This window comes from Bacteroidales bacterium (assembly GCA_014860585.1).
Lineage (GTDB): Bacteria > Bacteroidota > Bacteroidia > Bacteroidales > 4484-276 > RZYY01.
On the sequence record JACZJL010000047.1, the window covers coordinates 15,038 to 41,506 of the forward strand.

Below are 26,469 nucleotides of genomic sequence, written 5' to 3' on the forward strand. Positions count from 1 at the left end.
GCTGGATTGTTTTATTTTACATTAGTCTCGATATAGGAGATGGCATCGCCTACAGTCGAGATCTTTTCTGCCTGATCGTCCGGAATAGCAATATTGAATTCTTTTTCGAACTCCATAATAAGTTCTACGGTGTCAAGCGAATCAGCGCCAAGATCATTTGTGAAACTTGCTTGTGGTGTAACTTCGTTTTCGTCAACGCCAAGCTTGTCAACGATGATCGTTTTAACTCTAGTTGAAATGTCAGACATATTCTTTATTTTTTTAGTTAAACTGGCGGCAAAGGAAATACTTTTACCCCTTATGACCAAAATATTTTTGCTAATAATTCAAAAAACTTTTGTTTAATCAAAAGAGAAACAAATATTTAAGCGTAATTCGCTCATTACCAAAATTGGTTGTTTATTGAAAAAAACCAAAATTTCCAATACTTTTAGCGATGAATAAATTAAAGTTGCTTTACTTTGATCGCTGAAATAAAGTTTGAACACCAATGAAACGAATTGCCATTTTTGCTTCGGGAAACGGGTCAAATGCCCAGCGAATTGCTGAATATTTCACCGGAAACAATGCTGTTGAGGTGGCAATGATATTATCGAACCGGCAGGATGCTTTTGTGTTGAAACGGGCGAATAGACTCGGAATTCCGGCAAGGGTGTTTGATCGAAGTTCTTTTTATAAGACTGATGAGGTGTTGGAGTGGTTGGTGGAAGCAAAAATTGACCTGATCGTCCTGGCAGGTTTTCTTTGGCTGGTTCCATCAAACCTGGTTGCTGCGTATCCGAATCGAATCCTCAATATTCATCCTGCTTTACTTCCGGGTTATGGAGGTAAAGGCATGTATGGAGATATTGTACACAAAGCTGTGATTGATGCAGGTGAAACTGAAAGTGGGATTACAATCCATTTTGTTGATGAAAAATACGATCATGGAAACATTATCTTTCAAGCCACCTGCAAAATTGAAGCCGGAGATACACCGGAAAAGCTGGCACACAAGGTGCATCAGCTTGAGCATAAGCATTATCCCAAAGTAATTGAGCATGTATTATATGACAGGATAAGTTTCTTAAAGCATCACCATGATTAGTATTTCATTCACCTGCAGTAATAATATTTCTTCTTGTTTTTCGTCATTTAATGAAATCTGAGTTGATCAATTGAGTGGTTTGCTTAATTTTGTCAATAAATTTACTGAACAATTCTTAAAACTCTTCTATTGTAAAATAATGGGTAAAAAACCAAAAGACCCTCTGGAAATCAAAGTCAACTGGCGTTACAGGACGATCCTGATCGTTGACAACGTTCAGGACAATTTCGAGATATTGAAAGCGGCACTCGCGCCAACTCACGCAAAGATTGAATATGCACGCTCAGGACTTGAGGGTATGCGAAAATGCATCGAAAGCAAAAGGATAGACGTTGTGCTTCTGGACGTTGACCTGCCCGACATCAAAGCGCTTGATGCAGCACGTAATTTGAAACTAATCAGGGAAGATGTAGTAATCATCGGACAGTCAGTGTTTTTAGCAACTGCTTCACGAAGTGAATGCCTGGCATCGGGAATGGATGAATTTTTTATTAAACCAATAAATCCAAACGAGTTAATCGCCCTGATCAGAGCTGCCCTAATTAAAAGAGATAAAAGAGTTTAATCAGGTGAATATAAACTAAAATTGTAATGGATGGTCTGAAGAAATTTCCAAGTTTTTATGGGTTTCGGATCTATTTTACATCAACCCTGCTCTATTTGCTGTTGGTTTTGCCATTTGCAGGCTTCCTGCTCCTGCAGAGCCTGCCAACACTGATAGAAAAAAGCGGCGTGCTGATGAATCAGGCCAAAGCGTCCACTGGCATTTCTCCACTTGATTCCATTCCCGTGGCTAAGTCTGATCGTGGTGATGATGGATTATTTAAAGTAAAATATGAAGGAGAGCAAATTACCGACGCCCAAAACCAATTGCTTAACAAATCTTTCAGCTTTCTTTTTAATGCATTATTGGTCAGCTTTCTTGCCGGTTTCATTTTTAATTATCCATTCAAAAGATATTTCCGGCGGAAACGCCGAAACAAGAAAATTTCTGACCGGTTGTTTTCATTCTGTAAAAAGTACATTTTGGTCTCGCCATGGTTTAACGCAGGAATTCTTGGGAGTGCACTGGCTGCGACTTTAATTTATATGATCATAATAACACCATCCATACAGGATGGTTCCGAAAGCGGATATCCGCTGTTTAACCGTTTTTTCCTTATCTCATTCTTTGCGGCACTGCTTACTGTTCTTTTCGTTTATTTCTGGGAAAAACACCGTGTTCATATCAAGTACCTCGATTATCTCTTTTCAAAAGAAGAGCTAAGGCGAAGGGTATTCAAATTTGCAAAAGGAAGAATCAAAAGTCGTTTCTGGATTTCAAGCGCCATGACTACCCTGCTCCCGCTTTCTATCGTGATTGTTTACCTGATCATGAGCCTGACCAAAATCAGTGAATTGAATCTGAAATCGTTCACTGAAGATCAAATCGCGATTCTGTTTGGCCGTTACAGCGGAATGATGAAAATGATTATTGAAAACCCGGACCCGGCAGGAAATATGGGAGGATTGGTTTTTGTTAACGTGCTGGACGGCCTCATCATGTTCTTTGGTATCGGACTGGGTATTTTAGTTTCGTTCATTTACCTGACCCTGTTTGTAAAGTGGACAACCATGGATATTGTTTACCCGGTGAAAGAGCTGATTTACAATATGCAAAGGACCGGTGAACGTAAAAATGTAAATTACACCGTTGTCCGCAACAATGATGAGATAGGCGAGCTTGCGGAGGGATATAACGATATGGCAGGGCGGATTGAGAATTATATCGCCAACATTTCGAAGATGAACGAGGCTTACTTTCGCTTTGTGCCAAAACAGTTCCTTGATATTCTGGGAAAAGAAAGCATCACCGAAATACAACTCGGCGACCAGGTGCAAAAGGAAATGTCGGTATTATTTACAGACATCCGCGATTTTACAGCATTATCGGAAGAGATGACCCCAAAAGAGACCTTCGATTTTCTGAATGACTACCTCAGCCAGATGGAACCGGTGATTTCGCGGAATCACGGATTCATTGACAAGTACATCGGCGACTCCATCATGGCGCTTTTCATGGGAAATGTGGAAAACGCCGTTGATGCTGCCATCGAAATGCGCGCAGCCTTGTCGGATTTCAACCTGAAGCGTAAGCTTGAAGGGAAAACAACAACCAACAGCGGAATTGGTATTCATACCGGTAACCTGATGCTCGGGATTGTTGGCGGGCACGGCAGAATGGACGGCACAGTGGTGTCGGATGCAGTGAATCTCGCTTCACGGATTGAAGGCCTTACAAAAATGTACGGAACCTCCATCATCATTAGCCAGGACACACTCATCAAACTGGAAGATCCTTCAAGGTACAACTATCGCTTTCTGGATGTGGTAAAGGTGAAAGGAAAAAAAGAGGCCGTTTATATTTTTGAAATACTTGATGGCGAACCATCTGAGATTAAAAATCTGAAAATAAAAACAAAACAGGAGTTTGGGCGGGGTTTGCAATTGTACAAAACCAAAGCGTTCGATGCTGCTTTAGAGATTTTTAAAAGAATTCATGAAATGAATCCAACGGATAAAGCAACGCAGCTTTATATAGCCCGATGTAAAAATATCATTGATTTTGGACTTCCGGAAGACTGGGATGGCGTGGCCACCCTCAAAGACAAATACTGATCCTCATGCCTTACCCACAAATCGAAAATCTTAAATCTTTCTTACTAAAAGCCAGTCTTTCTGGTCTTCTATCCGGAGCATTCATTTACCTGCTTTTCAATGGCGATTGGAAAGTTTATCTTCTTGGAATCATGATCGGTTTTCAGGTTTATTCCTGGATCTTTTTGTATGAATATTTCCTGGAAAGAAAATTAAAACAATTCAATTTTTTCCTCTCTTTACTCACCAGTACCATTTTTTATGTTTTAATCATCATCTTTTCAGTCATCACTTCGATGATTATCTTCAATGGGTTTAATTTCAGGATTTTGCAACAGGAAGTGTTACAACAGATTTTTTTTAGTGATGCCATGCTCTATGGAGTTGTTTTTGGCCTTTTCATGAGCTTTCTGTTCAGCTCTTACTCAATGTTCGATACTTTGCTTGGGAAAAACTTCCTCATAAAACTTTTTACCGGCAAATACCACAAGCCCTTTGAAGAGGAAAGGATCTTTATGTTTCTCGACATGAAGTCCTCCACCTCGATTGCCGAGCAGATCGGCCATAAAAAGTTTCTTTCACTGCTTAACGATTTTTTTTACGATCTGTCAATCCCTGTTCTGGAAACTGGTGGTGAAATTTACAAATACGTTGGTGATGAAGCGATAATAAGTTGGAAAATGAAGCGTGCCATCAAAAACGCCAACCCCTTAAAGTGCTTTTTTATGCTACAGGAGCTCATCGCTCAAAATAGTGATAAGTATCTGAAATTGTATAACATAGTTCCACAGTTTAAAGCCGGCATTCATGGTGGTATTGTTGTAACTGGTGAAATGGGTTTTATCAAGAAGGAAATTACTTTCCTGGGTGATGTGATGAATACTACAGCCCGCATTGAGGAAGCTTGCAATGAGTTTAACAGGCAGTTGATCATCTCTGATGTTATGCTCAGAAAAATGTTACCTGCTGATGAATACCTGTTTCAAACCCTGGGAGAAATTAAATTCAGGGGAAAAGCGGTTCCGGTTGCGATTTCGTCGGTTGATAAAAAAATAAATCTTTTAAAGTAATTGCTTGTTTAACAATCTATTAATACATGTAACTCAAATGAAAATGCGCAGTAATCTTTTAATCACTTTTTTGCTGATAACCAACTGTTTTTTATTAGCTGCCCAAAACCCGCTCTGGATGCGATATCCCGCCCTTTCTCCCGATGGGCAAACTATCGTTTTTTCCTACCAGGGTGATTTGTACAAGGCGCCTGCATCGGGCGGACCAGCAGTTTCGTTGACCGTGCATAGTGCGTATGATTTTAATCCGGTCTGGTCGCCAGATGGAACAAAAATCGCTTTTGCCTCAACCCGTTATGGAAACTTTGATCTTTTCGTCATTCCGGCCGAAGGAGGAAAAGCTATCCGGGTTACTGATTTTTCAGGAAATGAATTTCCAAATACCTTCACTCCCAACAGCAAAGAGATCATTTATTCAGCATCCATTCAGGATGTGCCGGAAAATGTCATGTTTCCCTCAGGATTACTGAGTGAGTTATATGCTGTTACGGTTGAAGGAGGGCGTCCCCGGCAAATTTTATCTGTCCCTGCCGAAAAGTCAAGGATCAGCAGCGATGGCAACCGGATCATTTTCCAGGACAGGAAAGGTTATGAAAACACCTGGCGAAAGCACCACACTTCATCCGTTGCAAGAGATATCTGGGTTTATGACCAGCAGGCAAAATCCTATCAGATGCTCACAACATTTGAAGGCGAAGACCAAAATCCGGTATTCAGTGTTGATGAGCGGGAGGTTTATTTCCTGAGTGAAAAATCCGGTTCTCTCAATGTTTGGAAAATGCCGGTTGACAATCCTGCAAACCTTACTCAGCTTACAACTTTTGAACATCACCCGGTTAGGTTTTTATCCATCGGCGCCAACGACAGAATTTGTTTCGGATATGATGGCGAAATTTACATCAAAGATAAAAACAGCGCTCCACGTAAAGTTCAGATCACCCTCAGCTCAGATGATAAGCAAAACCCGGTAGCGTATAAAAAAGAAAAAAACGGCGCCGGTGAAATGGCTGTATCGCCCGACGGGAAAGAGATTGCTTTCGTCTTAAGGGGCGAGATATTTGTAACATCCACTGATTTTGCCACTACCAGACGTATTACCAAGACACCGGAACAGGAACGCTCGGTGAGTTTCAGCCCTGATGGCCGAAAGTTACTCTATGCCGGTGAGCGCGACGGAAGTTGGAACGTATATCAAACCTCTATAGCCCGTGAAGAAGACCCGTCATTTTCACGCGCAACCATCCTGAAAGAAGAAGTCATCATTGCCACTGATGCCGAAGAGTTTCAACCGCTCTACTCACCCGACGGCAAAGAGGTGGCTTACCTGCACGACCGTGAAACGCTGAACGTCATAAACCTTGAAAGCAAAGTTGTTCGAACGGTTCTTGACGGCAAGTACAATTATTCCTATGCCGATGGCGACCAATGGTTTCAATGGTCGCCCGACGGAAAATGGTTTCTGGTTAATTTTTCTCCAAACTCAGCATTTATGGATGATGTCGGACTGGTATCCGCAGATGGAACGGGGGAGGTAAACAACCTCACCATGAGTGGCTACAGCGACAACCGGGCAAAGTGGATGATGAAAGGCGAAATGATGATTTGGTTTTCTGACCGCCAGGGGTTGCGCAGCCACGGAAGCTGGGGGGCACAATATGATGTCTACGCCATGTTTTTCGATCCGGTAGCCTGGGATAAATTTAATCTGAGCGAAGAAGAAAAAAAAATACTGAAGGATAAAGAAGAAGAAGAAAAGAAAAAAGAAGGGGAAAACAAGACAGGAAAACCCGATAAGAAAAAAGAGGATGCCGATAAAAAAGAGGAAATTAAACCGGTAAACATTATACTTGATGGTCTCGAAGATCGCAGGACAAAACTGACCATTAACTCGTCGTCACTTGCCGACGCCGTTTTAACTCCTGATGGTGAGAAACTTTACTATCTCAGCCGCTTCGAAAAAGGATTCGACCTATGGGTGAACGACCTGGTAAAAAAGGAGACCAAATTGCTGCTTAAACTTGAGGGTGGCGGTGGAGCAATGCAACTGGATAAAAAGGGTGAAAACCTGTACATGATTTCCGGCAGGGATTTTATCAAGGTCAACACAAAGGACAACAAAAAGGATGTGATCAACTACGATGCTGAGATGGTGCTTGATTTGCCCGGCGAGCGTGCCTACATGTTTGAACATGCCTGGCGACAGGTACGGGAGAAGTTTTATGACCCCACGTTGCATGGTATTGACTGGAATTTTTACAAAAAAGAGTACGAAAAGTTCCTGCCACACATCAACAACAACTTCGACTATGCCGAGATGCTCAGCGAGTTGCTTGGCGAGCTGAATGCTTCACACACAGGTTCAGGATACAGGCATTCGGATGAAAGCGGAGATATGACAGCCAGCCTTGGTGTTTTGTTGGATTGGAGTTACCGGGGAGATGGATTGAAAATAGCTGAAGTGTTGGAAAAAGGACCGCTGGACAATGCAGAATCAAAAGCGAAACCAGGCACAATCATCGAACAAATCAACGGCGATACAATATCCGCCGGTGAGAGTTTCTTCGGTATGGTCAATCGGCTTGAAGGAAAACCGACACGACTTTCATTTTACAATCTTGAATCGGGTGAACGCTGGGAAGAGTTGATGAAACCCATCAGCTTCGGGCAGCAAAATGCGCTTCTTTACGACCGTTGGGTAAAAACCATGCGCCAGAAAACCGAGGTACTTTCAGGTGGAAGACTTGGCTACGTGCATGTGCGTGGGATGGACAGCGAAAGTTTCAGGGTGGCCTACTCCGAAATTTTAGGTCGCAATCACACCAAAGAAGCCGTAATCATCGACACAAGATTCAATGGTGGCGGCTGGCTGCACAATGATTTGGCAGTGCTGCTCAGCGGGCAAAAATATGTGGAATTATGGCCAAACGGCAGATATTACGGCCTTGAGCCAATGAACCAGTGGACAAAGCCTTCGGTAGTGATTATGGGTGAGAGTAATTATTCCGATGCACACTTCTTTCCATTCACTTACTCTGCATTAAATATCGGGAAAACAGTCGGAATGCCGGTCCCGGGCACGGCTACCGCAGTGTGGTGGGAAACATTACTCGATCCAACACTATATTTTGGAATTCCGCAAGTGGGTGTTAAAGACCTTAATGGCAATTACCTCGAAAATCAGCAACTCGAGCCGGACATCAAACAGCAAAACGACTACGATAAAGTCGTAACGGGCATTGACCAGCAACTCGAAAAAGCAGTGGAGTATTTACTTGAACTGGTTGATGAAAAATAGAATTATGGTATTTTTTCCAATGTTTGCTTTCAAAATATAAAATTCTCAACACCGTTAAATTGCCGTGTAATCATCATCTTATGTTTAAACCGATAATATCATTACTCGTCCTGATTTGCATTTTGTTTTTCATCCCGGCCGTTTACGGACAAAATCCGATTGACCCGAACGGGTACAATATTTTTTACTACCCCAATGGTGTGAAATCGAGTGAAGGGAACATGCGCAACGGACAACCTGATGGTTATTGGAAAACTTACCATGAGAACGGTATCCTAAAATCTGAAGGCAACCGTGAGGAATTCCTTCTCGACAGTACCTGGAAATTTTATGATGAATCAGGAAAAATCGTTTTACTGATCAACTATAAAGCCGGCCAGAAGGAGGGCAAACGAATTACCTACCGCGAAGGGGAGACCATCGAAGAGGTTTTCGCAAAAGATATCAAGCAGGGAATGACTACCTATTATTACCCAGATGGTTCTGTTTTCCGAACAATCAATTTTGTTGACGGGCTGGAAGATGGCCTGGCAAAAGAGTTTGGGGAAGATGGCCGCGTAGCGTTACTGACAACTTACCGGAAAGGATTCCTGGTTAGCCGTGAGCGGATTAACCGGCTGGATGGTGAAAACCGTAAACAGGGAAACTGGAAGTTTTTTCATGGCAATGGCCTTGTCCAACTCGAAGGTCGTTACCTCAACGATCAAAAGAATGGTTACTTCAAGGAATATGATCAAAATGGTAAACTGATCACAGCCTCCAAATGGCTGGATGGCGAAAAGCAGGAAGATGTGGAAGAACTGGCCAAGTTAGAGGTAATCCGTGATTATTATCCCGACGGAAAAGTGATGATCTTCCAGACCTTTAAAAACGGTGTGCCGCATGGGATCAGACGAGAGTTTTCGCAGGATGGTGAGATCACGGCAGGATCTATTTATGAAAACGGGAAGCGCGTAGCTGAGGGGATTACCGGCCAGGATGGAGTGAGAAACGGACCATGGAAAGACTTTTATACTACAGGACAACTTCGTGCTGAAGGAGTTTACCTGGATGGTCAAAGAGTGGGTAAATGGACTTTCTATCATTTAAACGGCGCCAAAGAACAAACCGGTGAGTTTGACCCCCAGGGCAGGCCGGTGGGTAAATGGGTTTGGTATTATCCTTCAGGAAATCTGCTGCGCGAGGAAAACTACATTAAAGGCAAAGCAGACGGCATGATGTCCGAATATACCGAGGAGGGGGACATCCTTGCCGAAGGGGATTTTATTGATGGTGAAGAGGAAGGTCCATGGATTTACGATCTGGGGAATTTCAGAGAAGAGGGAGGCTACTCCTACGGGTTACGCCATGGTGTTTGGAGGCACTATTATGATGATGGAAAACTGAAGTTCGAAGGGGAATTTATTGACGGGAAACCTGTAGGAAAGCATGTTTATTACTGGGATAACGGAAACATTAAAGACGAAGTCACCTATGAAATGGGTATCCGGCAGGGTGATGCACGCAGTTACAATTACGACGGTACTTTGTTGATCATTATTACTTATGAAAACGGTGTCGAAGTAAAATATGACGGCCTTAAAATTGAACCGATCGTAATGGACGAGAATGAATAATCCCTCTCAAAGCGCTTTTTAATCTTTCAAATATCAAGCTTATAGATTTTTCCGGGTAGTGCCCTCACAACACCCTGGAATTCGAGATTTAGCAACACGGAGGCTACTTTGCTGGTCGGTAAGTCACTTTTTATGGTGATTTCATCGATTCCCATATTTCCGTTTACCCGCATAATTCCAACGATTTTCTCTTCATCCGGCGATAACTCAGTGAACAACGCTGGCTGCCTCCCCTGCTTTTTATCTTTATTGTTTTCCCATCCCATCAGCATAGCCAGGTCGCTGGCGTCCTGAATTAGCGCAGCTTTGTTGTCCCTGATCAGCAGGTTACATCCCTCCGACCAGGTGTCGCCAATGCGCCCGGGAATGGCAAAAACATCACGGCTGTAAGAGTTGGCAATTGCAGCAGTGATCAATGCTCCTCCGGATTTGGCAGCCTCCACCACTACGGTGGCGTCGGCCATACCAGCGATGATGCGATTGCGTTGGGGGAAGTTTTCGCGATCGGGAAGCGTTTTACTCATAAACTCAGTAAGTAAACCGCCGTGTTCGAGCATTTTGGTTGCAAGTCCCCGGTTCATGAAGGGATAAATCCTGTCGAGACCGTGGCCCAGCACGGCCACTGTATTCAACTTGTTTTCGAGGGCGCTGCGGTGCGCACAGGTATCGATGCCGTATGCAAGTCCGCTTAGTACCAACACATTGTATTCTGCCAGTCCTCTGATCAGCTTTTCGCAAACCTCTTTCCCGTAATCGGTCGCTTTTCGGGTGCCAACAATGCTGATGATCTTTGTGACATTAAGCGAGGCGTTGCCTTTGTAATAAAGCATTACAGGGCTGTCAGCACAGTGTTTGAGTAAGTCTGGATAATTCTTGTCAAGATAAAAAAGCGGAGTAATGTTGTGCTTTTCGATAAATGCGATTTCCTCTTCAGCACGCTGTAGCACGTTTTGACTAAGGATGCTGCTGACTAACTTCTCGCCTATGCCGGGTATTTTTTCCAGCGCTTCTCTTTTTTGCTTAAATACGGCATCAACCCCGCCGCAGTAGGCAACCAGTTTTTTACCGAGCACATCACCAACCCCCGGAAGCAGCGTTAATCCTATTTGATAGAGAAGCATGGACATTTAATTACATTTAAAAACAGGGGTTAAAAGTAGAAAAATATTCTCTCATTAATGTCCGCAAAAAACTCCTGCTGTAGAAAATCAGATTTAATGAGTTTCCTTGCGGACGCTCATTAAAAATGAAGTAACTTTTCAGTTTAAAAAGTGCTTTTTACTTTGTCAAAATGATTGCCCCCGAAAAACATCCATCCATTTTCCCTGTTTCCCGTATCTTCGCCCCATGCAAATCCGTGAGATTGAAGACCTGATTTTCAAGTATTTTCCCTACGAACCGACCGAGGGTCAACGGATACTTATCCTGGCGCTGGCCGAATTTATTGCAAACGGCGCTCCGGACGAGGTTTTTCTTTTTAAAGGCTATGCAGGAACAGGAAAAACAACCTTGCTCAGTGCCCTGGTAAAAGCGGCGCCCATCATCAGGAAGGAGACCGTGCTGCTCGCCCCAACAGGCCGGGCTGCCAAAGTGCTCGCTTCTTATTCAGGAAAACAGGCATTTACCATCCATAAAAAAATTTACCAACCCCGGAGCCAACGTGATGGCACGATCAGTTTTGTTCGAATGATCAACTATCACAAGCATACACTTTTCATTGTGGACGAAGCTTCGATGATCCAGGGAGGTGCTTCCGGAAGCGGTGGATATTTGTTTTCGGATGCTGACCTGCTCACCGACCTGATTGAATATGTTCAAACAGGCTACAACTGCCGGCTGATCCTGATTGGCGATACTGCGCAATTGCCTCCCGTGGGGCTTTCTGTTTCACCTGCGATGGATGCTGCTTTTCTTAAAAATACGTACCGGCTCAGAACACGGGTGCTCGAATTGAAAGAAGTGATGCGGCAATCGCTCGATTCGGGAATTTTGGCCAATGCCACGTTGATTAGGGAAAAACTCATGGCCAACGATTTTCAATTTCCCCTCTTTCGCCTTTCTGCGTTTAAAGATGTCAGAAAAATTGACGCTGCTATGCTTGAAGATGCCCTGAACGACACCTTTGGCTCGCGCAACGACCTCAATGCCGTCGTGATTACCTCCTCAAACAAGCGGGCAAACATATACAACCGCGAAATCCGCAGGCGTGTTCTTTACCGCGAGGAAGAAATTTCAGCCGGCGATCTGCTGATGGTGGTAAAAAATAACTACTTCTGGCTTCCTGCTGAATCGCCTGCAGGGTTCATTGCCAACGGCGATATCATTGAGGTGATGAAAGTCAGGAAGATCAGTGAATTGTATGGATTCCGGTTTGCGACTGCTATCATCAGGATGGTGGATTATCCTGAACAACCGGAGATGGAGATGAACCTGCTGATTGACACGCTAACATCGGAAAGTCCGTCGCTAACCATGACGCAGAATCAGCAGCTTTTTGATGAAGTGATGAAGGATTATGAGGATATTTCCAGTCGCCGGGGAAGAGTGGAAAAGGTGAAAAACAATCCGTGGTTCAATGCCCTTCAGGTGAAGTTTGCCTATGCCCTCACCTGTCATAAAACGCAGGGTGGCCAATGGGAAACCATCTTCATCGACCAGCCCTGGCTGAAAGATAATAGGTTGGATGTGGAGTTCCTGCGATGGCTGTACACTGCGGTTACACGCGCCACCAGCAGGGTTTACCTGATCAATTTCAGGGATGAGTTTTTTGGACAATGATCAAAAATGAATATCTGGATACAAATTCGGCTTCTTGATGAATTTGAATGATTTACATGTTGTGTATGGTTAAAAAGATTGGGTAGGATGTAACTTTGCGGCTCTCTGCGCAAAAACTCTGCGGTGCTCTGCGGTTAAAGCGATTCTTTTTTACCGCAGAGTAACGCAAAGAAGTCGCAATGTAAGAATACGTTTGGAATGCAGTCGGAAAGTCTTATTTTCAAACACACTCTATTGTTTAACTCTAAACAATTTCTACAGATGGATCACCTCATCATAAGCTGCTGCTGCAGCCTCCATAATGGCTTCCGACATCGTCGGGTGCGGATGGATGGATTTAATGATCTCCTCACCGGTTGTTTCGAGTTTGCGTGCAACGACTACTTCGGCTATCATCTCAGTTACATTGTCGCCGATCAGGTGCGCACCAAGCCACTCGCCGTATTTGGCGTCAAAGATCACTTTTACAAAACCATCCTTACTCCCTGCTGCACTTGCCTTTCCTGATGCAGAAAAGGGGAACTTCCCTACTTTGATTTCATAACCGGCCTCTTTGGCCTGCTTCTCGGTCATTCCAACTGAAGCCACTTCAGGGTTTGTATAGGTACATGCGGGAACATTGCCGTAATCAATCGGATGAACATCCTTTCCCGCAATCTTTTCAACACAGGTGATCGCTTCATGCGAAGCTAAATGTGCAAGTGCCGGTCCGCTGACAATATCGCCAATGGCATAATACCCTTCAACATTGGTTTTATAAAAACCATCCACCAAAACTTTTCCTTTATCGGTTTTGATACCGACTTCCTCAAGACCAATACCTTCGAGATTGGTGGAAATTCCCACTGCAGAGAGCACGACATCAACCTCCACAATCTCTTCCCCTTTTTTGGTTTTTATGGTCACTTTGCATTTTTTACCTGATGTATCTACCGCTTCAACCGTAGAGTCGGTCATCACCTTAATACCAGCTTTCTTAAACGAACGGGCAAGCTGTTTTGAAACTTCTTCATCTTCGAGCGGGATGATATTTGGCATAAATTCAACCAGGGTCACATCTGTACCTATAGAATTGTAGAAATAGGCAAACTCCGATCCGATTGCGCCGGAGCCTACAACGACCATACTTCCGGGTTGCTTCTCAAGCGTCATGGCCTGGCGGTACCCGATCACCCTTTTGCCATCCTGTTTCAGATTGGGCAATTCCCTCGAACGGGCGCCAGTAGCAATGATGATTTGATTGGCGCTGTATTCCTGCGTTTTTCCTTTCTCGTCTGTCACTTCCACTTTCTTTCCGGGTTTCACTTTCCCGGTGCCGGCAATGACTTCAATTTTATTTTTCTTAAACAAATACGTTACACCGGCGCTCATCCCTGCAGCCACATCGCGGCTGCGTTTGATCATGGCTTCAAAATCGGGTTTGGGTTCCTGTTCCAGCTTGATACCATAGTCGCCTGCATGTTTCATATAGTTGAACACCTGGGCGCTTTTCAGAAGTGCTTTTGTGGGGATGCAACCCCAGTTGAGGCAAACTCCGCCAAGCGATTCCTTTTCAACCACAGCCACCTTCATCCCAAGCTGTGAAGCCCTGATGGCAGCTACATATCCTCCGGGGCCACTCCCGATAACGATTAAGTCGTAATTCATGCTATACTGTTATTTAATGTTTTTTGCAAAAGTACGTATTAATAACCAAGCTACTTTCCTGCAGTTTTCATTGGGCTGTTAAAAGTTGTTAAGTGATATAAAATCAGCCACATAAAATACCTTTCGAAAAGTTGGATTTTGGTAGTTGGTTGTGTCAGAATACAAAAACCCCGGACTTGTTTATAAATCCGGGGCAATTCAACCTTGTAAGGCTGAAAAAAATCTTGTACGGCTTTTATGATAAATGCGATAATTTTCGAGCGCTGTGTTTTAGTTAGTCTCAGCAAGAAAACACCCTGAATTTGATTTTCAACGATTTCTTTTCCCCACCCTTCCCAAGGGGATCCCTACGGGAAAAGGGAGTAAATCGTTGAAAATCAATGCTCCCTTTAGGGTTGGGGTAATCATTGATTTTCAACATTAGGAGTTTTCTTGCAGAGACTAGTTATCGAAACAGGCTGAGGAATTTCAGGAAATCAATTCTCCTCCCCACAACTTCTGGAGAAAAATATTCCAGGGTAACACCAAAACATCTTCCAGCTGCCTGGGGTAGGTATCGTTGGTAACCAGGATTTTATGCTTTACCGTGTATTCTTCAGCAAAGCTTTTCAACCCGGAAATGTGTCGTTTGTGAGCCATTGTGGTTGCTTTAACCTCCACAGCCACTTCATGGTCGCCAAGCACAAGATCAACTTCGATCCCCGAAGCAGTTCTCCAGTAATGAATCGGGTAACGAATATCGCTGTAGCTGCTGTGGGCAAAAATTTCCTGGTAAATCAGATGTTCAAACGCTTTACCGAAAGCTTCACTACCCATCTCTATTTTCCCTCTTTTGCTAAGGAAATTAGCAATACCCACATCAAAAAAATAAAACTTTGGCGACAATACGATCCGTCGTTTTGGCTTCTTTTGAAACGAAGGTAAAAATCGCCCGGTTAGCGTGTCCTCTAAAATCTGAAAATATGATTTTACAGTGGGAGAACTTACTCCGCAATCTGATGCAATATTAGTAAAAACAACAATTTCACCGTTTGAAAATGCTGCTGCGTCCAAAAACCTTGAAAACGATTCAATGTCTCTGACTCTGGCCTCATTGAGAATTTCATCTTTCAGGTAACTCCCGATGTAAGCTTCATGCAGTTTTTTTGGATTTGATGAATTATAATGACGCGGGAGTAAACCATTGTTAATTGCTTTCAGAAGGTCAAAATCGGGAATTTCTTTAAAAATCAAAGGGTACAATTCGTATCTCAATGCACGGCCTCCAAGAAGATTGCCTCCGGATTGAAGAATTTTCCTCGGACTTGAACCACTCAAAATGAACTGCAAGTTCCGGTTTACCATAAGCCAATGAATATCATTCAATAAGATCGGTATTCGCTGAATTTCATCAATAATCACCGGCTGAGTTGGCCGCGACGCTTCCAAAATGTTCCTCAATAGCGAAGGATCACGTTGAAACCGACTGAACTCTTCATTCAACAGCAGATCAAAATAAGCTGAGTCAGGATAAAGCATTTTGAGCAGTGTGCTCTTTCCGGTTTGACGAGCCCCCCATAAAAAAGCGCTTTCGTTACCTAATCCTTCAAATATCTGTTTACGATTATACATGCCAGAATAAATTTGAATTTTAATATTACATGCATTTTTAAAATTGTGTTTTAATATTACATGCAAAACTAAACTACAAACATTTTATTTCATTCAATGTAAGATATTTAAGAAATAATAATTATTAATGTAAATTCATCGATATCATAACTAAATTTTATTTGAAAAGCTCTTCAGCGTCTCCATCATTCCCTCACTTGATGAAACAGGCATGTTTTCAATTTTCAAAACCGATTTGATCTTTTCATTCGAAACCACGTACGACTCCGTAAGTTTTTTCAGCCGTTCCGAATTCAATGGCAGCCTCAAAACATCACCTAATCTGGCCAGAGTGCTGATGAATCCTTTCGGCAGGTTCCAGATTCCTGCCTTTCTGTCCAGCGATTTAGCAGTAAGCCTGATCAGCTCATTGGTTGACAGCGGTTCATCATCGGCAATTTGGTAAATTCCTGACGGGATAGGTTCTTCAATCAGTCGGCGGACAATATAACCAACATTGCTGATCGAAGCAAACGATCGTTGATTATCAAAAGCTCCAAGCGGCCAGGGAATCCCTTTTTGAACCACTTTGTACAGTAAATTCAGGTTCCCCTTATTTCCCGGACCATGAATCATACACGGACGCAGGATGTAAACGGACTTCCCATTCTTCTCCATCCTTCCATCCTTCCATTCCTCCATATTTTCCCGCAGATACTCCTCAGCCGCCAGTTTCGATTTTCCATAAGCAGTTTTTGGCTCGGATGCGGCCTCTTCCGTAAGCACACCTTCAACGCTGTCAGCCACAGCTTTTACTGAACTGAAAAAGATGATTTTTTCTGCTTTTGATCGAAGGAAATGATCAACTATTTTTTGTGTCAGTCCCAGGTTCACTTCAAAGTATTCCGCTTCTTCAGTAGTATCCGAAGTGTCATGTGCTTTGCCGGCCAGATGAATGATGGCATCCACTTCCGGAAGCCGGTCAAGGTTTTCCCAACTGAAGATCCGCTCTTGAGGAAATCTGCCATTTGTTGAAATGTCCAGCCCATACAATTCGAAATCCTGATGAAATAAATCATATACGTTCGAACCAACGAAGCCGGAAGAGCCGGTGATGAGGAGTTTTGTCATTGCCTGGGGTTCTGTCTGGTTTTAGTCATTTGTTGCTTTTCCCCTTTTTGGAGCACGTTTTTTCACCAGTAATCCTGCATCCTGGAGCTTTTTCCCCAGCACGTCATCTTTGGCCACCGATAATAAGTCTTTTTCCAATCCCAAAATATGCAGCACCCGGGCATAAATTCCCAACGAAACACCAGGCTGCCCTTTTTCCACCGCATTGAGCGTTGAGCGCGAAATACCGGCGCGCTCACTCACCTGCATGGTTGAGAGCCTCCGGCGTAATCTTGCCAGTTTTATGTTCTCGCCAAGTGTTGCAAGGATTCGTTCAGTTTTAGGCAACAAAACCATTTGATCTAAAATTATAATGTCTGCTATTCCGGACAAAAGTAGATTATTTGTACGAGATAACAGACATTGTGTTTTTTTAAAACTGGTAGGGAAACTTACCTCGATTTATTTGTTATTTCCAAAAAATAAAACCTGTATATGCTCAATGGTTTTCAAAGCTTCTTCTCCTCCCCCTTTTCCTCGTTTTTGCAGCCTTTGCCTTTACCACCTCTTCGATACTGTTGAAATGCCGGTTTGCGAATAATTCGGCAAATTCGGCTGTGCATTCCAGCGCTACTGCCAGCAGTAACAAGTTCTTCAGCGAAATCTCATAATGCTGTTCAAAGCGCTTTAAACTTCCCAGGCTCACACCCGACCTGTCGGCCAGAGCAGCCTGCGTCAGGTTGTGTTCGAGCCGCCGCTGCTTCAACCGCGAAGCGACACCCTGTGCAATGGCAAAAGGATTAAAAGCATCAAGTTGGTAATCGTTATCTGATAAAATATTAGTCATTAACAAAATAACTAAGGATAAAAGATAATATTTTATCTTTTATATTTTTGAATTACTTCAAACACAATGTCTTCAAGTTTCGATGTGACATCCTTCCATTTAAGATCAGGAGTTCCAAAGTGGCCGGGTCAACTGTGCCTTTGTGTAGCATTTGAATTGTTCTAATGGGGTTTTAAACAGTTTTGAGACAAAATTCATTGTTTTTGGGTCGAGGTAATTCACCTTGCAAAGGGTGTCAACAATTTGTTTTTCACCATAAAAATCAATCAACATCCAAATCTCTTCAAGATTTCCAAGACTGAACACCCGTTCGATGATCAGCCTTTTTGATTTTTGTGCGTCCAGGTTGCCGGCATTCACATCCCAGAAATAATTGGGATTGAGGGATTTAACTATGTCGGGTTGGGTTTTCATTTTGTGCCGGAATAGAGAAATCTGTTTTCAGCATATTTTTTAAGGCTCAGCCAAATTCCTGATAAAACCAGACTTTGCAGGCAAAGCTCATTAAGTCCATTAACAAGTTCTTCGGTGTTATATGGATACTCATGTGAAATTTGATTTCGTAATTCCCTCAGATTAAGCCACTGATCCTTACTTTTAATCAATTGCAGTTTTTCCAATTTATTCAGCAAATCAATGAAAGGAACATTTGCCACTTCTTCGCCTAATCCAATCAAAATGAGCCTGAACAACTTACTTCCTAATAAATCCTGCAATTTTGAAAAACGATAGATCAACTGGTCGGTGAAGCTAATTTCTTCCTGGGTGAGCTCGCCAAAACTTTGTAAAGTGATTGGTAACAAATGTTGCATTTTTTCATGTGCAAAGTTCATACGTTGATAATGAATATCACCGGAAGAAATAGTCTCAATTATTCGGAGTTGTAAATCTTTTTCTCTCATAGAGGTATGCTTTGGTCGGTTATCTGTTGGAGAAAATATTCCTGATTTTCATTCCTTTTATCGAAAACCACATCAATTTTTTGATCTCCTATTTCAAGTTTTAAATCAACCAGGAACAACAGTCTGGCTTTGTAAGTCATTACCGCCTCATCTGCTTTGATCAAAAGATCAATATCTCCTCCTTTTCGCCGATCATCGGTTCTGGAACCAAATAGAGACACCTGAACCTTTTCGCCGAAATGTTTCTTTGCTGCACGGAGTATTGCATTATGTTCTGTTTCTGTGAGGCGCATGATGATAATTAACTTGGGTTATCTAATTTTAAATCACAAAGATAAGTCTTTTGGTTGATACTTATTATCACATGCTTTAAAGCCATCAGTATAAATATTCACTGGTATGATTTGACGTACAAACATCAATTCTCCCTCAGTTCAGCTATTTTTTTCCCAAACAACAATTCTTGTGCTTTTTGCCGCTGCCGCAAGGACATGGATCATTGCGGCGGACATATCTGCTGGGATCTGGGGGTATTTCTTCACCGGCGATCTGATAAACATAATCACCATTTTTTTTACTCTTCTTTCTACTCTCTGTTCTTATTTCGCTTACAATCCGATCTTTCCCTTCAACATTCGGCAGCAAGCTTTTAATCTGCATCATCGCTTTTTGTGCGTCTTCTCTGTCAATACTTTCAAAAAAGTTTTCAGGTAGTTTTACCAGGTTGGAATCCGTATCCGGCCAGTTAAGAACAAACTTCAGTTTCCAGGCCTCCCGGCCGGCAACGGTGAGGAAATCCAATTTCTGCCATGCAAGATTTTCCAGCATCATTTTGTAATAAACGGTTGAGATGAGCTGATGTTCATGAAGAAACTCATACACATAATGTAACCCCCACAACTTCCCGCCTACCGCGATGAGATTGCTTCCTAAAAAAGTATCAAAGCTGTTCGTAATATGCTGGTCAAGTTTGGGATATGGAATATAAAACCAGGCATCCTCCTCTTTGATTGATCCGAACAATGATTTATCCATCATCAAATAGAACAACAAATTGGAATGCATAAACGGAATACCATATCTGTGTTTCATAAATTTAAAGAAGTGATAAAGCAGTCCGATGAAGCCATAACCTGGATTTTCCTTAATTTGGTGCAAAATCTTTTCTTTTTCCAAATCAGAACTGAGCGCTTGAAAAATCCTGCTAATTCGTTCTTCCTCATTGTCAAATCCATATGCCTCCATTCGCAAATTAAAATCCTTCCATCCGGAGGTGTTGCCCTGGCAAAAAAGTTCATACTGCTCTTCAGCGCCATTCAGATAAAGAACCATCAGAAAATGCATTTCCGGATTTCCCCAAATCTCCTCGCTGTTGCTGATCGGTTCCCACACCTTTTCACAGTAATCAACCGCCTCCCGGTACATTCCAAAATAGATGAGCCGGTACAATGTTCGCATGGTCACCGTATCTATTCCTTTTGCAGGATTTTGCTCAATCACTTCAATACAGCGGCTCACTAATGCTTTATCCATGGTATCAAAAGCATGATCGGTGAGTTCTAGCTCCAAAAATTCATACTCCTGCCTGTATTTGTCAGGATGAATTTTCCGGTAATGATCGGCAAACTCAAGGATGGCTTTGTAGTCATTTTGATCGAACACCGCAGTGCTCTCAAACAACTCAACCACATTAATGGATGTATCGGGCAGCTCTTCGATCAGATGATAAATAAACGCAAGACAGTCTGTCTCGGCTATTTTCTCATATAACTGATAAATCTCATCATCAGTCATGTTTTTCAGACTGGGGAAAGATGGGGGTTTCATTGAATTTTATTTTTGATTACAATTCCAACTCTATCTTGTCCAGGGGATACCAAAACGCCTTTTTGATCACCTCAGCTTCATCTTCCTCAAAAAGGTTCATGAAATCAATGATTCTGGCTTTCCGGGTAGAAACAAGCTCTGATTGTGCATATTTAAGGAATATCATTGTGCATTAATCAGGTTTTTTGCTGTGCATAAATTAAACTGTTACGGGTTCTGGGTTACTGCTGACTGCCAACTTTTTCCTTGTTCGGCGTTCATGACTGCTTTCTATGGACTGTTTTCAAACACTGCCTCCAAAAAATCTGCTGCCAGCTTCTTGTAATCCCTGTTTTTGATGATCCACTCCCGGCCTTTGGCGCCCATTTGTGCTCTTTCTTCCGGAGTTAATGCTTTCATTTTCATGATTGCTCCGGATAATTCTCCGGGTGATTCAGCAGCGCAACTGATGCCGGCGCCGCTCTCTTCAACTATGTTGCCGGGCGCTTCGATGGCATAAATAATGGGCTTGCCGGCCAGCATAAAGTCGTTGAGCTTGATTAAATTATTCCTTTTTTGATAGCGGACATTTTTAAGCGCCCGGGCTTACGCAAGATCAATGTGATCAAAAGTAGCGGTTTGTAATAAGCCCTATAAAGCAAGCCTTTCTTTGAAATCCCTGCATAATTTCAGGTGTTTGTCTGGGTTTTGGGATTTGAGGTTTTGTATGTTTAACAATTTCCATTGTACAGCTGGAAAAATGCTGAAATCATAAAGGCGCCAGTCGGGGGTTCCTTGCTCAAACATTAATAAGAAATGTTGTCTTCAGATGTGAGCGACGCATGTATTTTTTCAATCAAAAGAAGTCTGGTGCTTTCGTAGTCTTCATAAGTAAAGGATTGCCGGGTCATGCCTGAAAAATGATTCGTAAAGGCCTGTTTCTGATCTGCCAGGTTTGGAAACAGCATTTCGGCAAGTGGCCTTCCAGAACTTACCAGATAAAAAATGAATCCCTTTTTTAAGACGCTGTCAAAGGTTTGCGTTTTATACATTTGCTGGATATCGAATAAATCTCTGGGATGCTGCCTGTCGAGTGCAGCACACATCTTGCCACCAAACAAGTGGGGTTTGTCAACTACCTGTATTTCACAAAAGGCATCAAATTCTTTTTGCGCTTTATCGCATAATACCTTAATTTCCGGCGGACTATAACATCCCCGCTTTATGGTATTCACCTCAACTTTAATGCTGGCTTCCCTGTTTGAAATGATGAGCCTGGCATCCGCTTGCCTGAGTTCAACAGAGGTTTCGGGCAAAGTAGCCTCAACTTGATAAGCAATTCGCTGCAAAGCATCTTTAATGCCAGCCAATGAATTAACCCTGGTGTCAACCGGAAGATACGTAAGGTCAATCTCAACCGAAAGGCGGGGCATGTTGCTGTGGAACATGTTGATGGCAGTACCACCGTGCAGGGCAAAGTTACTTTCCCTGGCTACCAGGGGCAGTACTGAAAGCAATAGGTTTGCCTGCTTGTTATAATCCGGGGTTTTCATCAGCTTCCAACTCTTTTGGGACTGTAATCTTGTAACCTGCAACGTAAACACCATTGGAAACCACTCTGCGGTTGCCTTTTCCCAGGTCTATGTTACTTTTGATAAGATGTTTAAACCACGCGTGCCCAGCCTTTTCTGCCATGTAAAGAAACAGCCTTTTTACCTTAACCGAAGTACAATGCTCTAATAGTTTCTGTAAATTTGCCGGGTTCAGGTTGTTTAGCCCCTGCATTATTTCAAAGCACTCGGTTAGCTCTTGTTTTTGAGGCGCCAGGTACAAACACTCCATTAAAGCCCTTGCAGGCGATGAAATTTTTACCGCGAAGTTTTTATGCTCTATTTCAACAAGACCCATACCGGCAGGCAGGATACCAGATGTAGAATATTGTATTTCAACGCCCCAATGATGGTTTTTAAACCATGATGGCAGACGCTCCCCGGTGCTGCCAAACAAATAAACCACATTGCTGCCCATGCCCAGATAATGGCTTTTGCCCAAAAGAGTCAATGCTGTTTTGGCAGCAGGATGTACGCTCAGATTCAATTGCTGTTGCAAGGCATATATAGCCCCTGAATAATCAACCGAATCGCCAGCCCTTACCATTGCCCCGTTGCCTATTGCCTCCAACCAATGGCTGTTACGGTAGGTTCGCAAAAGCCCGGGGCTATACCCCTGCCTGCTCAACCAGTTGCTTGTAAGCACAACACCAGGCGGCTGAATATGCATCAACTTGTTTATTTTAGAACCGTTTTCTGTAGCCATAATACATTTATTGGTACAAAAATAAACAAAAACTTCTTTTTAGTTTAAAATGACCATGAAAAATGTAGGGGAACAACATTTTTTCGAACAAAAATAAACCTGGCGGTAGAAGGTGTTCGGGTTTCGGCGTTTGAGGTTCAGGCTTGCTTGCTATGGGCTGTTATCAAACACTGCCTCCAAAAAATCCGCTGCTAACTTCTTGTAATCCTTGTTTTTGATGATCCGCTCAAGGCCTCGTTTTTCATGGCTTCGTGTTCAGCCGGGCTCATTTTTTTCATGGTTTGTATAGCCTGGCTGAGGGCTTCGGGGTCTTCGGCTGCTTATCCAGATGTTGAATAATTTGAATTTGGAGCTTGGAAAAGATTACTTGACTTTATTAAAACGCAAGGCTGCTGAGGTTATATTTTGAAAGAATATGAAACGTTTACGCCTCTAACTGTTTATCCTTTCCGATAGAGTGGTATGTATTTCTTCAAGCCATAAAATGCATACACGATTAGGTACCACAAACTTCTGGCAAACGGAATTTTTTCAACATCCCGGTAAACTTTCCAGATGTAATACATCGTCTTCATTTTGTTTTTTGAAATGGAATGAGGGCGAAGCCTGTAATAACCAAGCGGTTCGGGATAGCTGTAAGCATATTGAATTTTGCGGAGGATTTCGAGCCAGAGGGTGTAATCATGCCTTTTCTTGATGTTGGCCATGTACATATTGCCCAGATGGTGGCGGTCGTAAACGGCTGTAAGGCAGCCAATATCGCATGTGCGCAGGATGTCGCGGTAGTTTACTTTTGAGCGGGTGGTGCTCAGACCAAGTTCTTTTCCATCTTCATCAATGATATGATAGGGTGCAAAAGTAAACACATAGTTGTTGACAAGCATAAAGCCGATTTGTTTTTCCAGTTTATCGGGTGTCCATAGGTCATCGCTATCGCAGAAGGCAATAAAGCGGCCGGTGGCCTGATCAATGGAATGTCTCCTGGCCGTTGCAGCCCCCATGTTTTCATTCAATTGAAATAATTTAATTCTTTGATCAATACCAGCAAATTTCTTTACAATGTTTACAGTGTGATCCGCCGATGCATCATCAGTGATCAACAACTCCCAGTCATGATAGGTCTGCACAAGAATTGACCTGATGGTCTCCTCAATAAACCTCTCTGAATTGAAAGTGGGGGTGATGATGGAAACTTTCATGGATATTTATATCCTTAAACTAAGATGGAAATCAAAGATTTTTTAATCTTCGTTTACAAGGAATTGAAGCGTTTTGTTTCTATTAGAATGCTGTTAGCAGCATCAAATCTTATCTTCAATAAATTAATTGGATTGATTTTTCGCTTTATGATTTCAGGAAAATAAATTACTGTTTCTAATAATGAAATTACAAATGATTTCCTGCCAAACATTCTCGCATGCACCGCCGCGCGAGTTTTAATGCGTTGTTTATCAAATTTATCAGTTTTTCTTACTGTACTCTCGTATGGGTGGTTGACAATATAAAATGGAAAGAATTCAACATTCAGTCCTGATTTTATGCAATCATTTATAAAGATAGCTTCCTCGCCAAAATGAAACTCTTTACTCCCAATCCCAAATCGCTCATCGAATTGGATTCCCCTATTCTTTATTGATTTTATCCTTATTGCAATTTCAATAGAAGAAATCGGGTGGTGCCAAAAATTCTTTAAGCCCTTTTGTTTAGCTGGATAATTTTTGTATTCAGGCTCACCCTCATTTGTTCTAATTTTAAAACAAGCAACATCCAAATGCGGATTAGCTTTAAACGCTTCACTGATCAAATTAAAAGTATTTGAAAAGTATTTAATGTCATCATCAGCAAGAAGGGCAATATCTCCATCAGCAAATTGTAATGCATTGTTCCTTGACTTCGCAAGACCTGCACCCAAAACCTGTGAAACAAATACATCTTCCCTATGGAGATTTTCCGGTACATACTTAAATTCTAAAGATCTATACTGATGTGAAATAATGTATTTGACCAACATATTTGCAGGTTGCAAAATGTCTTTTACCTTATCGATACCCTGATCAATAGTAGAAATGAGTATGTTGATGGTCATCAGTCAACTAATCGCAAGTGTGGTTGTTAAATGTTAGCTATTTTGAATAAAGAAAAAAAAACACGCCTGTAAGCCTGTTAGTCAAATATCTAAATGGATTACTCCCATTGGTTAAAAGTTTTCGGGTAAGGAAAATAGTCGATACGAAAACTTTTAAAACTGCTATAAAACCAAATTTTTTTGCATCTATTGCTCCTTGAATAGCAACCTTAGATTTATCAAACTCATTTGTGGTTTTTGTTGAACTTTCGTAAGGATGACTCACAATGTAAAAGGGGAAATACTGAATACTTAAACCAGCCTTCTGACAATCAATTATAAACATCTCTTCCTCTCCTCTTTTGTATTTTTCTGCCCCTAATCCAAACCTTTCATCAAAAAAAATTCCTTTTTCTTTAATGGCTTGTATACGAAAAGAAACTTCAATAGATGAAACATAGTGACGTTTTTTCTTCTTAAAGGTGTAGGCTTCAGTTGAATAGTTTTTGTATTCAGGTTCGCCATCATATGTTTTAATTTTAAAACAGGCCACATTCAGCGAGGGATCATCTGAATAAACTTTTTTAATGATTCGGAATGTATCTGGCAAATAGGTGATATCGTCATCTGCAATTATAGCAATATCACCATCTGCAATCATCAAAGCATTGTTACGACTTTTTGAAAGACCTTTCCCGGGTATTTGTGATATCTGAACATCTTCTCTTCTCAGTGCATCAGGAATTTCTAAAAATTTTTCATCTGTATATTGATGAGAAATAATGTATTTGATATCAGGCATTTTGTCCTGAAGTACCAATCCAACTTTATTAATACCATTATCAATAGTTGAAATTAAAACGTTTATGATCATATTAGGAATCAATTTAGTACCTCAAACTTTTTCAAAACCTCTATTGATTTCGACGAGAAAAGTATTTCATGAACAATTTTGGTAAATAACTCAAACTTTGCAAATTAAAAAACCACAATGATTTTAGTAATAATCCTAATCCATTAAGAAAATAACAAGTCGGTAACAAGGACAATCCAACAATTATCATCCCCCCGTTTAATTGAGCTTTGGAATGAGGCATTATTTTTAAGGTCAATTTTCTTTCTTTTGCCCGAAGTACGATCATTGCTTTAATTGTAAGATGAAATTGATAAGCTAAAGAAGCGTTTTTATTTAATGAAATACTATGTGAATGATGACGATAATAATACAATGGTTCATTAATAAATAAAACAGGGCCTGTTTCCTCTAACTTATAATAAAGATCCTTATCCACAGCTTTTTGCAGCCAGGCTGTTATCCCGCTGGTTTGTAAATACTTTGCTCTCTTAAACGTCGCAAAATGAGAAATCATTGGGTGTTGGTTCATCCATGAATATTTTGTGGGTTCAATCTGACCAACTTGATCCGAAACTGTAATTGGTTTAAGTAATTGATCACAATTATAGTAAGTAGAATAAATAATACTGTGGTCTAGATTGATATTATGTTGAAATATCATTTTCTCTAATGCTGACGAGCTAATTATATCATCAGCATCAACAAAACCACAAATGTCTCCCTTCGCGTTTTCTACACACTTTCTTTTTGTGTAACCACAGCCTCTGTTCTTATCATTCTTCAGAATTCTGATTCTGGAGTCGCTTTTGTGTTTTTCATAAACTGCATGGCTACTGTCAGTAGAAGC

Annotated in this window: 25 protein-coding genes and 1 pseudogene; 7 read left to right on the forward strand and 19 right to left on the reverse strand. The window is 41.8% G+C overall.

Features of this window, described 5'->3' with window-relative positions; genetic code table 11:
• Positions 1 to 11 precede the first annotated feature (11 nt).
• On the reverse strand, positions 12 to 248 hold the full coding sequence (locus tag IH598_05645) for an acyl carrier protein (GenBank protein ID MBE0637982.1): 237 nt from the start codon (positions 246 to 248) through the stop codon (positions 12 to 14).
• Between the two features lie 242 nt (positions 249 to 490).
• On the opposite strand from IH598_05645, the gene purN reads away from it, so the two are divergent.
• From purN to IH598_05675, 6 genes are all read left to right on the forward strand, one after another.
• Complete coding sequence (gene purN, locus IH598_05650) at positions 491 to 1,087, forward strand: phosphoribosylglycinamide formyltransferase (protein MBE0637983.1); 597 nt, start codon at positions 491 to 493, stop codon at positions 1,085 to 1,087.
• A gap of 139 nt (positions 1,088 to 1,226) precedes the next feature.
• The gene (locus tag IH598_05655; GenBank protein ID MBE0637984.1) at positions 1,227 to 1,652 is read left to right on the forward strand and encodes a response regulator; all 426 of its coding nucleotides are present in this window, start codon (positions 1,227 to 1,229) and stop codon (positions 1,650 to 1,652) included.
• Positions 1,653 to 1,678: 26 nt separating this feature from the next.
• Entirely contained in the window at positions 1,679 to 3,745 is a 2,067-nt protein-coding gene (locus tag IH598_05660; protein ID MBE0637985.1) for an adenylate/guanylate cyclase domain-containing protein, read from the forward strand.
• A gap of 5 nt (positions 3,746 to 3,750) precedes the next feature.
• On the forward strand, positions 3,751 to 4,794 hold the full coding sequence (locus IH598_05665) for an adenylate/guanylate cyclase domain-containing protein (GenBank protein MBE0637986.1): 1,044 nt from the start codon (positions 3,751 to 3,753) through the stop codon (positions 4,792 to 4,794).
• A gap of 43 nt (positions 4,795 to 4,837) precedes the next feature.
• The gene (locus IH598_05670) at positions 4,838 to 8,089 is read left to right on the forward strand and encodes a PD40 domain-containing protein (GenBank protein ID MBE0637987.1); all 3,252 of its coding nucleotides are present in this window, start codon (positions 4,838 to 4,840) and stop codon (positions 8,087 to 8,089) included.
• An 80-nt stretch (positions 8,090 to 8,169) separates the two neighbouring features.
• Positions 8,170 to 9,705: a toxin-antitoxin system YwqK family antitoxin gene (locus IH598_05675; GenBank protein ID MBE0637988.1), complete on the forward strand. Its 1,536-nt coding sequence runs from the start codon at positions 8,170 to 8,172 to the stop codon at positions 9,703 to 9,705.
• Between the two features lie 26 nt (positions 9,706 to 9,731).
• Here IH598_05675 and dprA read toward each other — a convergent pair whose 3' ends face one another.
• Positions 9,732 to 10,832 (reverse strand): DNA-protecting protein DprA, encoded by a 1,101-nt coding sequence (dprA, locus tag IH598_05680; protein MBE0637989.1) that lies wholly within the window; start codon positions 10,830 to 10,832, stop codon positions 9,732 to 9,734.
• Between the two features lie 220 nt (positions 10,833 to 11,052).
• On the opposite strand from dprA, the gene IH598_05685 reads away from it, so the two are divergent.
• Positions 11,053 to 12,483, forward strand: a complete 1,431-nt coding sequence (locus IH598_05685) for an AAA family ATPase (GenBank protein MBE0637990.1) — start codon at positions 11,053 to 11,055, stop codon at positions 12,481 to 12,483.
• 255 nt (positions 12,484 to 12,738) lie between these two features.
• On the opposite strand, the gene lpdA is transcribed toward IH598_05685, so the two are convergent.
• The 17 genes and pseudogenes from lpdA to IH598_05770 all read right to left on the reverse strand — a co-directional run.
• A complete protein-coding gene (lpdA, locus tag IH598_05690) occupies positions 12,739 to 14,130 on the reverse strand; it encodes a dihydrolipoyl dehydrogenase (protein ID MBE0637991.1) in 1,392 nt (463 codons plus the stop codon).
• Between the two features lie 468 nt (positions 14,131 to 14,598).
• Entirely contained in the window at positions 14,599 to 15,741 is a 1,143-nt protein-coding gene (locus tag IH598_05695) for an ATP-binding protein (protein ID MBE0637992.1), read from the reverse strand.
• Positions 15,742 to 15,891: 150 nt separating this feature from the next.
• Positions 15,892 to 16,851 (reverse strand): NAD-dependent epimerase/dehydratase family protein, encoded by a 960-nt coding sequence (locus IH598_05700; GenBank protein ID MBE0637993.1) that lies wholly within the window; start codon positions 16,849 to 16,851, stop codon positions 15,892 to 15,894.
• A 21-nt stretch (positions 16,852 to 16,872) separates the two neighbouring features.
• Entirely contained in the window at positions 16,873 to 17,187 is a 315-nt protein-coding gene (locus IH598_05705) for a helix-turn-helix transcriptional regulator (GenBank protein ID MBE0637994.1), read from the reverse strand.
• 142 nt (positions 17,188 to 17,329) lie between these two features.
• Entirely contained in the window at positions 17,330 to 17,677 is a 348-nt protein-coding gene (locus IH598_05710; GenBank protein ID MBE0637995.1) for a helix-turn-helix transcriptional regulator, read from the reverse strand.
• A 105-nt stretch (positions 17,678 to 17,782) separates the two neighbouring features.
• Positions 17,783 to 18,091 carry a hypothetical protein gene (locus tag IH598_05715; GenBank protein ID MBE0637996.1) on the reverse strand — a complete coding sequence of 103 codons (309 nt, stop codon included), beginning with the start codon at positions 18,089 to 18,091 and terminating at the stop codon, positions 17,783 to 17,785.
• Positions 18,088 to 18,579: a hypothetical protein gene (locus IH598_05720; GenBank protein MBE0637997.1), complete on the reverse strand. Its 492-nt coding sequence runs from the start codon at positions 18,577 to 18,579 to the stop codon at positions 18,088 to 18,090. Before IH598_05720 ends, IH598_05715 begins: the two co-directional genes overlap by 4 nt.
• Complete coding sequence (locus IH598_05725; protein MBE0637998.1) at positions 18,576 to 18,872, reverse strand: nucleotidyltransferase domain-containing protein; 297 nt, start codon at positions 18,870 to 18,872, stop codon at positions 18,576 to 18,578. The genes IH598_05720 and IH598_05725 overlap by 4 nt, the downstream gene beginning before the upstream one ends.
• A 145-nt stretch (positions 18,873 to 19,017) precedes the next feature.
• Positions 19,018 to 19,824: an SEC-C domain-containing protein gene (locus IH598_05730; GenBank protein ID MBE0637999.1), complete on the reverse strand. Its 807-nt coding sequence runs from the start codon at positions 19,822 to 19,824 to the stop codon at positions 19,018 to 19,020.
• A 598-nt stretch (positions 19,825 to 20,422) separates the two neighbouring features.
• Positions 20,423 to 20,572 (reverse strand): hypothetical protein, encoded by a 150-nt coding sequence (locus IH598_05735; protein MBE0638000.1) that lies wholly within the window; start codon positions 20,570 to 20,572, stop codon positions 20,423 to 20,425.
• A 104-nt stretch (positions 20,573 to 20,676) separates the two neighbouring features.
• The gene (locus IH598_05740) at positions 20,677 to 20,928 is read right to left on the reverse strand and encodes a glycosyltransferase (protein ID MBE0638001.1); all 252 of its coding nucleotides are present in this window, start codon (positions 20,926 to 20,928) and stop codon (positions 20,677 to 20,679) included.
• A 108-nt stretch (positions 20,929 to 21,036) separates the two neighbouring features.
• A pseudogene (locus tag IH598_05745) lies at positions 21,037 to 21,938 on the reverse strand (nucleotidyl transferase AbiEii/AbiGii toxin family protein).
• Positions 21,919 to 22,701 (reverse strand): type IV toxin-antitoxin system AbiEi family antitoxin, encoded by a 783-nt coding sequence (locus IH598_05750; protein MBE0638002.1) that lies wholly within the window; start codon positions 22,699 to 22,701, stop codon positions 21,919 to 21,921. Before IH598_05750 ends, IH598_05745 begins: the two are co-directional and overlap by 20 nt.
• 440 nt (positions 22,702 to 23,141) lie before the next feature.
• On the reverse strand, positions 23,142 to 23,900 hold the full coding sequence (locus IH598_05755) for a glycosyltransferase family 2 protein (protein ID MBE0638003.1): 759 nt from the start codon (positions 23,898 to 23,900) through the stop codon (positions 23,142 to 23,144).
• 53 nt (positions 23,901 to 23,953) lie between these two features.
• A complete protein-coding gene (locus IH598_05760) occupies positions 23,954 to 24,787 on the reverse strand; it encodes a glycosyltransferase family 2 protein (protein MBE0638004.1) in 834 nt (277 codons plus the stop codon).
• 37 nt (positions 24,788 to 24,824) lie between these two features.
• The gene (locus IH598_05765) at positions 24,825 to 25,640 is read right to left on the reverse strand and encodes a glycosyltransferase (protein MBE0638005.1); all 816 of its coding nucleotides are present in this window, start codon (positions 25,638 to 25,640) and stop codon (positions 24,825 to 24,827) included.
• A gap of 40 nt (positions 25,641 to 25,680) precedes the next feature.
• On the reverse strand, positions 25,681 to 26,469 hold a 789-nt coding region (locus IH598_05770; protein MBE0638006.1), incomplete at its 5' end, for a glycosyltransferase.

Bases quoted from the DNA above. Each gene is read 5' to 3' on its own strand.
- IH598_05645 (MBE0637982.1), bottom strand. From the start codon at position 248: ATGTCTGACATTTCAACTAGAGTTAAAACGATCATCGTTGACAAGCTT.
- purN (MBE0637983.1), top strand. From the start codon at position 491: ATGAAACGAATTGCCATTTTTGCTTCGGGAAACGGGTCAAATGCCCAG.
- IH598_05655 (MBE0637984.1), top strand. From the start codon at position 1,227: ATGGGTAAAAAACCAAAAGACCCTCTGGAAATCAAAGTCAACTGGCGT.
- IH598_05660 (MBE0637985.1), top strand. From the start codon at position 1,679: ATGGATGGTCTGAAGAAATTTCCAAGTTTTTATGGGTTTCGGATCTAT.
- IH598_05665 (MBE0637986.1), top strand. From the start codon at position 3,751: ATGCCTTACCCACAAATCGAAAATCTTAAATCTTTCTTACTAAAAGCC.
- IH598_05670 (MBE0637987.1), top strand. From the start codon at position 4,838: ATGCGCAGTAATCTTTTAATCACTTTTTTGCTGATAACCAACTGTTTT.
- IH598_05675 (MBE0637988.1), top strand. From the start codon at position 8,170: ATGTTTAAACCGATAATATCATTACTCGTCCTGATTTGCATTTTGTTT.
- dprA (MBE0637989.1), bottom strand. From the start codon at position 10,832: ATGTCCATGCTTCTCTATCAAATAGGATTAACGCTGCTTCCGGGGGTT.
- IH598_05685 (MBE0637990.1), top strand. From the start codon at position 11,053: ATGCAAATCCGTGAGATTGAAGACCTGATTTTCAAGTATTTTCCCTAC.
- lpdA (MBE0637991.1), bottom strand. From the start codon at position 14,130: ATGAATTACGACTTAATCGTTATCGGGAGTGGCCCCGGAGGATATGTA.
- IH598_05695 (MBE0637992.1), bottom strand. From the start codon at position 15,741: ATGTATAATCGTAAACAGATATTTGAAGGATTAGGTAACGAAAGCGCT.
- IH598_05700 (MBE0637993.1), bottom strand. From the start codon at position 16,851: ATGACAAAACTCCTCATCACCGGCTCTTCCGGCTTCGTTGGTTCGAAC.
- IH598_05705 (MBE0637994.1), bottom strand. From the start codon at position 17,187: ATGGTTTTGTTGCCTAAAACTGAACGAATCCTTGCAACACTTGGCGAG.
- IH598_05710 (MBE0637995.1), bottom strand. From the start codon at position 17,677: ATGACTAATATTTTATCAGATAACGATTACCAACTTGATGCTTTTAAT.
- IH598_05715 (MBE0637996.1), bottom strand. From the start codon at position 18,091: ATGAAAACCCAACCCGACATAGTTAAATCCCTCAATCCCAATTATTTC.
- IH598_05720 (MBE0637997.1), bottom strand. From the start codon at position 18,579: ATGAGAGAAAAAGATTTACAACTCCGAATAATTGAGACTATTTCTTCC.
- IH598_05725 (MBE0637998.1), bottom strand. From the start codon at position 18,872: ATGCGCCTCACAGAAACAGAACATAATGCAATACTCCGTGCAGCAAAG.
- IH598_05730 (MBE0637999.1), bottom strand. From the start codon at position 19,824: ATGGAGGCATATGGATTTGACAATGAGGAAGAACGAATTAGCAGGATT.
- IH598_05735 (MBE0638000.1), bottom strand. From the start codon at position 20,572: ATGATATTCCTTAAATATGCACAATCAGAGCTTGTTTCTACCCGGAAA.
- IH598_05740 (MBE0638001.1), bottom strand. From the start codon at position 20,928: ATGCTGGCCGGCAAGCCCATTATTTATGCCATCGAAGCGCCCGGCAAC.
- IH598_05750 (MBE0638002.1), bottom strand. From the start codon at position 22,701: ATGGCTACAGAAAACGGTTCTAAAATAAACAAGTTGATGCATATTCAG.
- IH598_05755 (MBE0638003.1), bottom strand. From the start codon at position 23,900: ATGAAAGTTTCCATCATCACCCCCACTTTCAATTCAGAGAGGTTTATT.
- IH598_05760 (MBE0638004.1), bottom strand. From the start codon at position 24,787: ATGACCATCAACATACTCATTTCTACTATTGATCAGGGTATCGATAAG.
- IH598_05765 (MBE0638005.1), bottom strand. From the start codon at position 25,640: ATGATCATAAACGTTTTAATTTCAACTATTGATAATGGTATTAATAAA.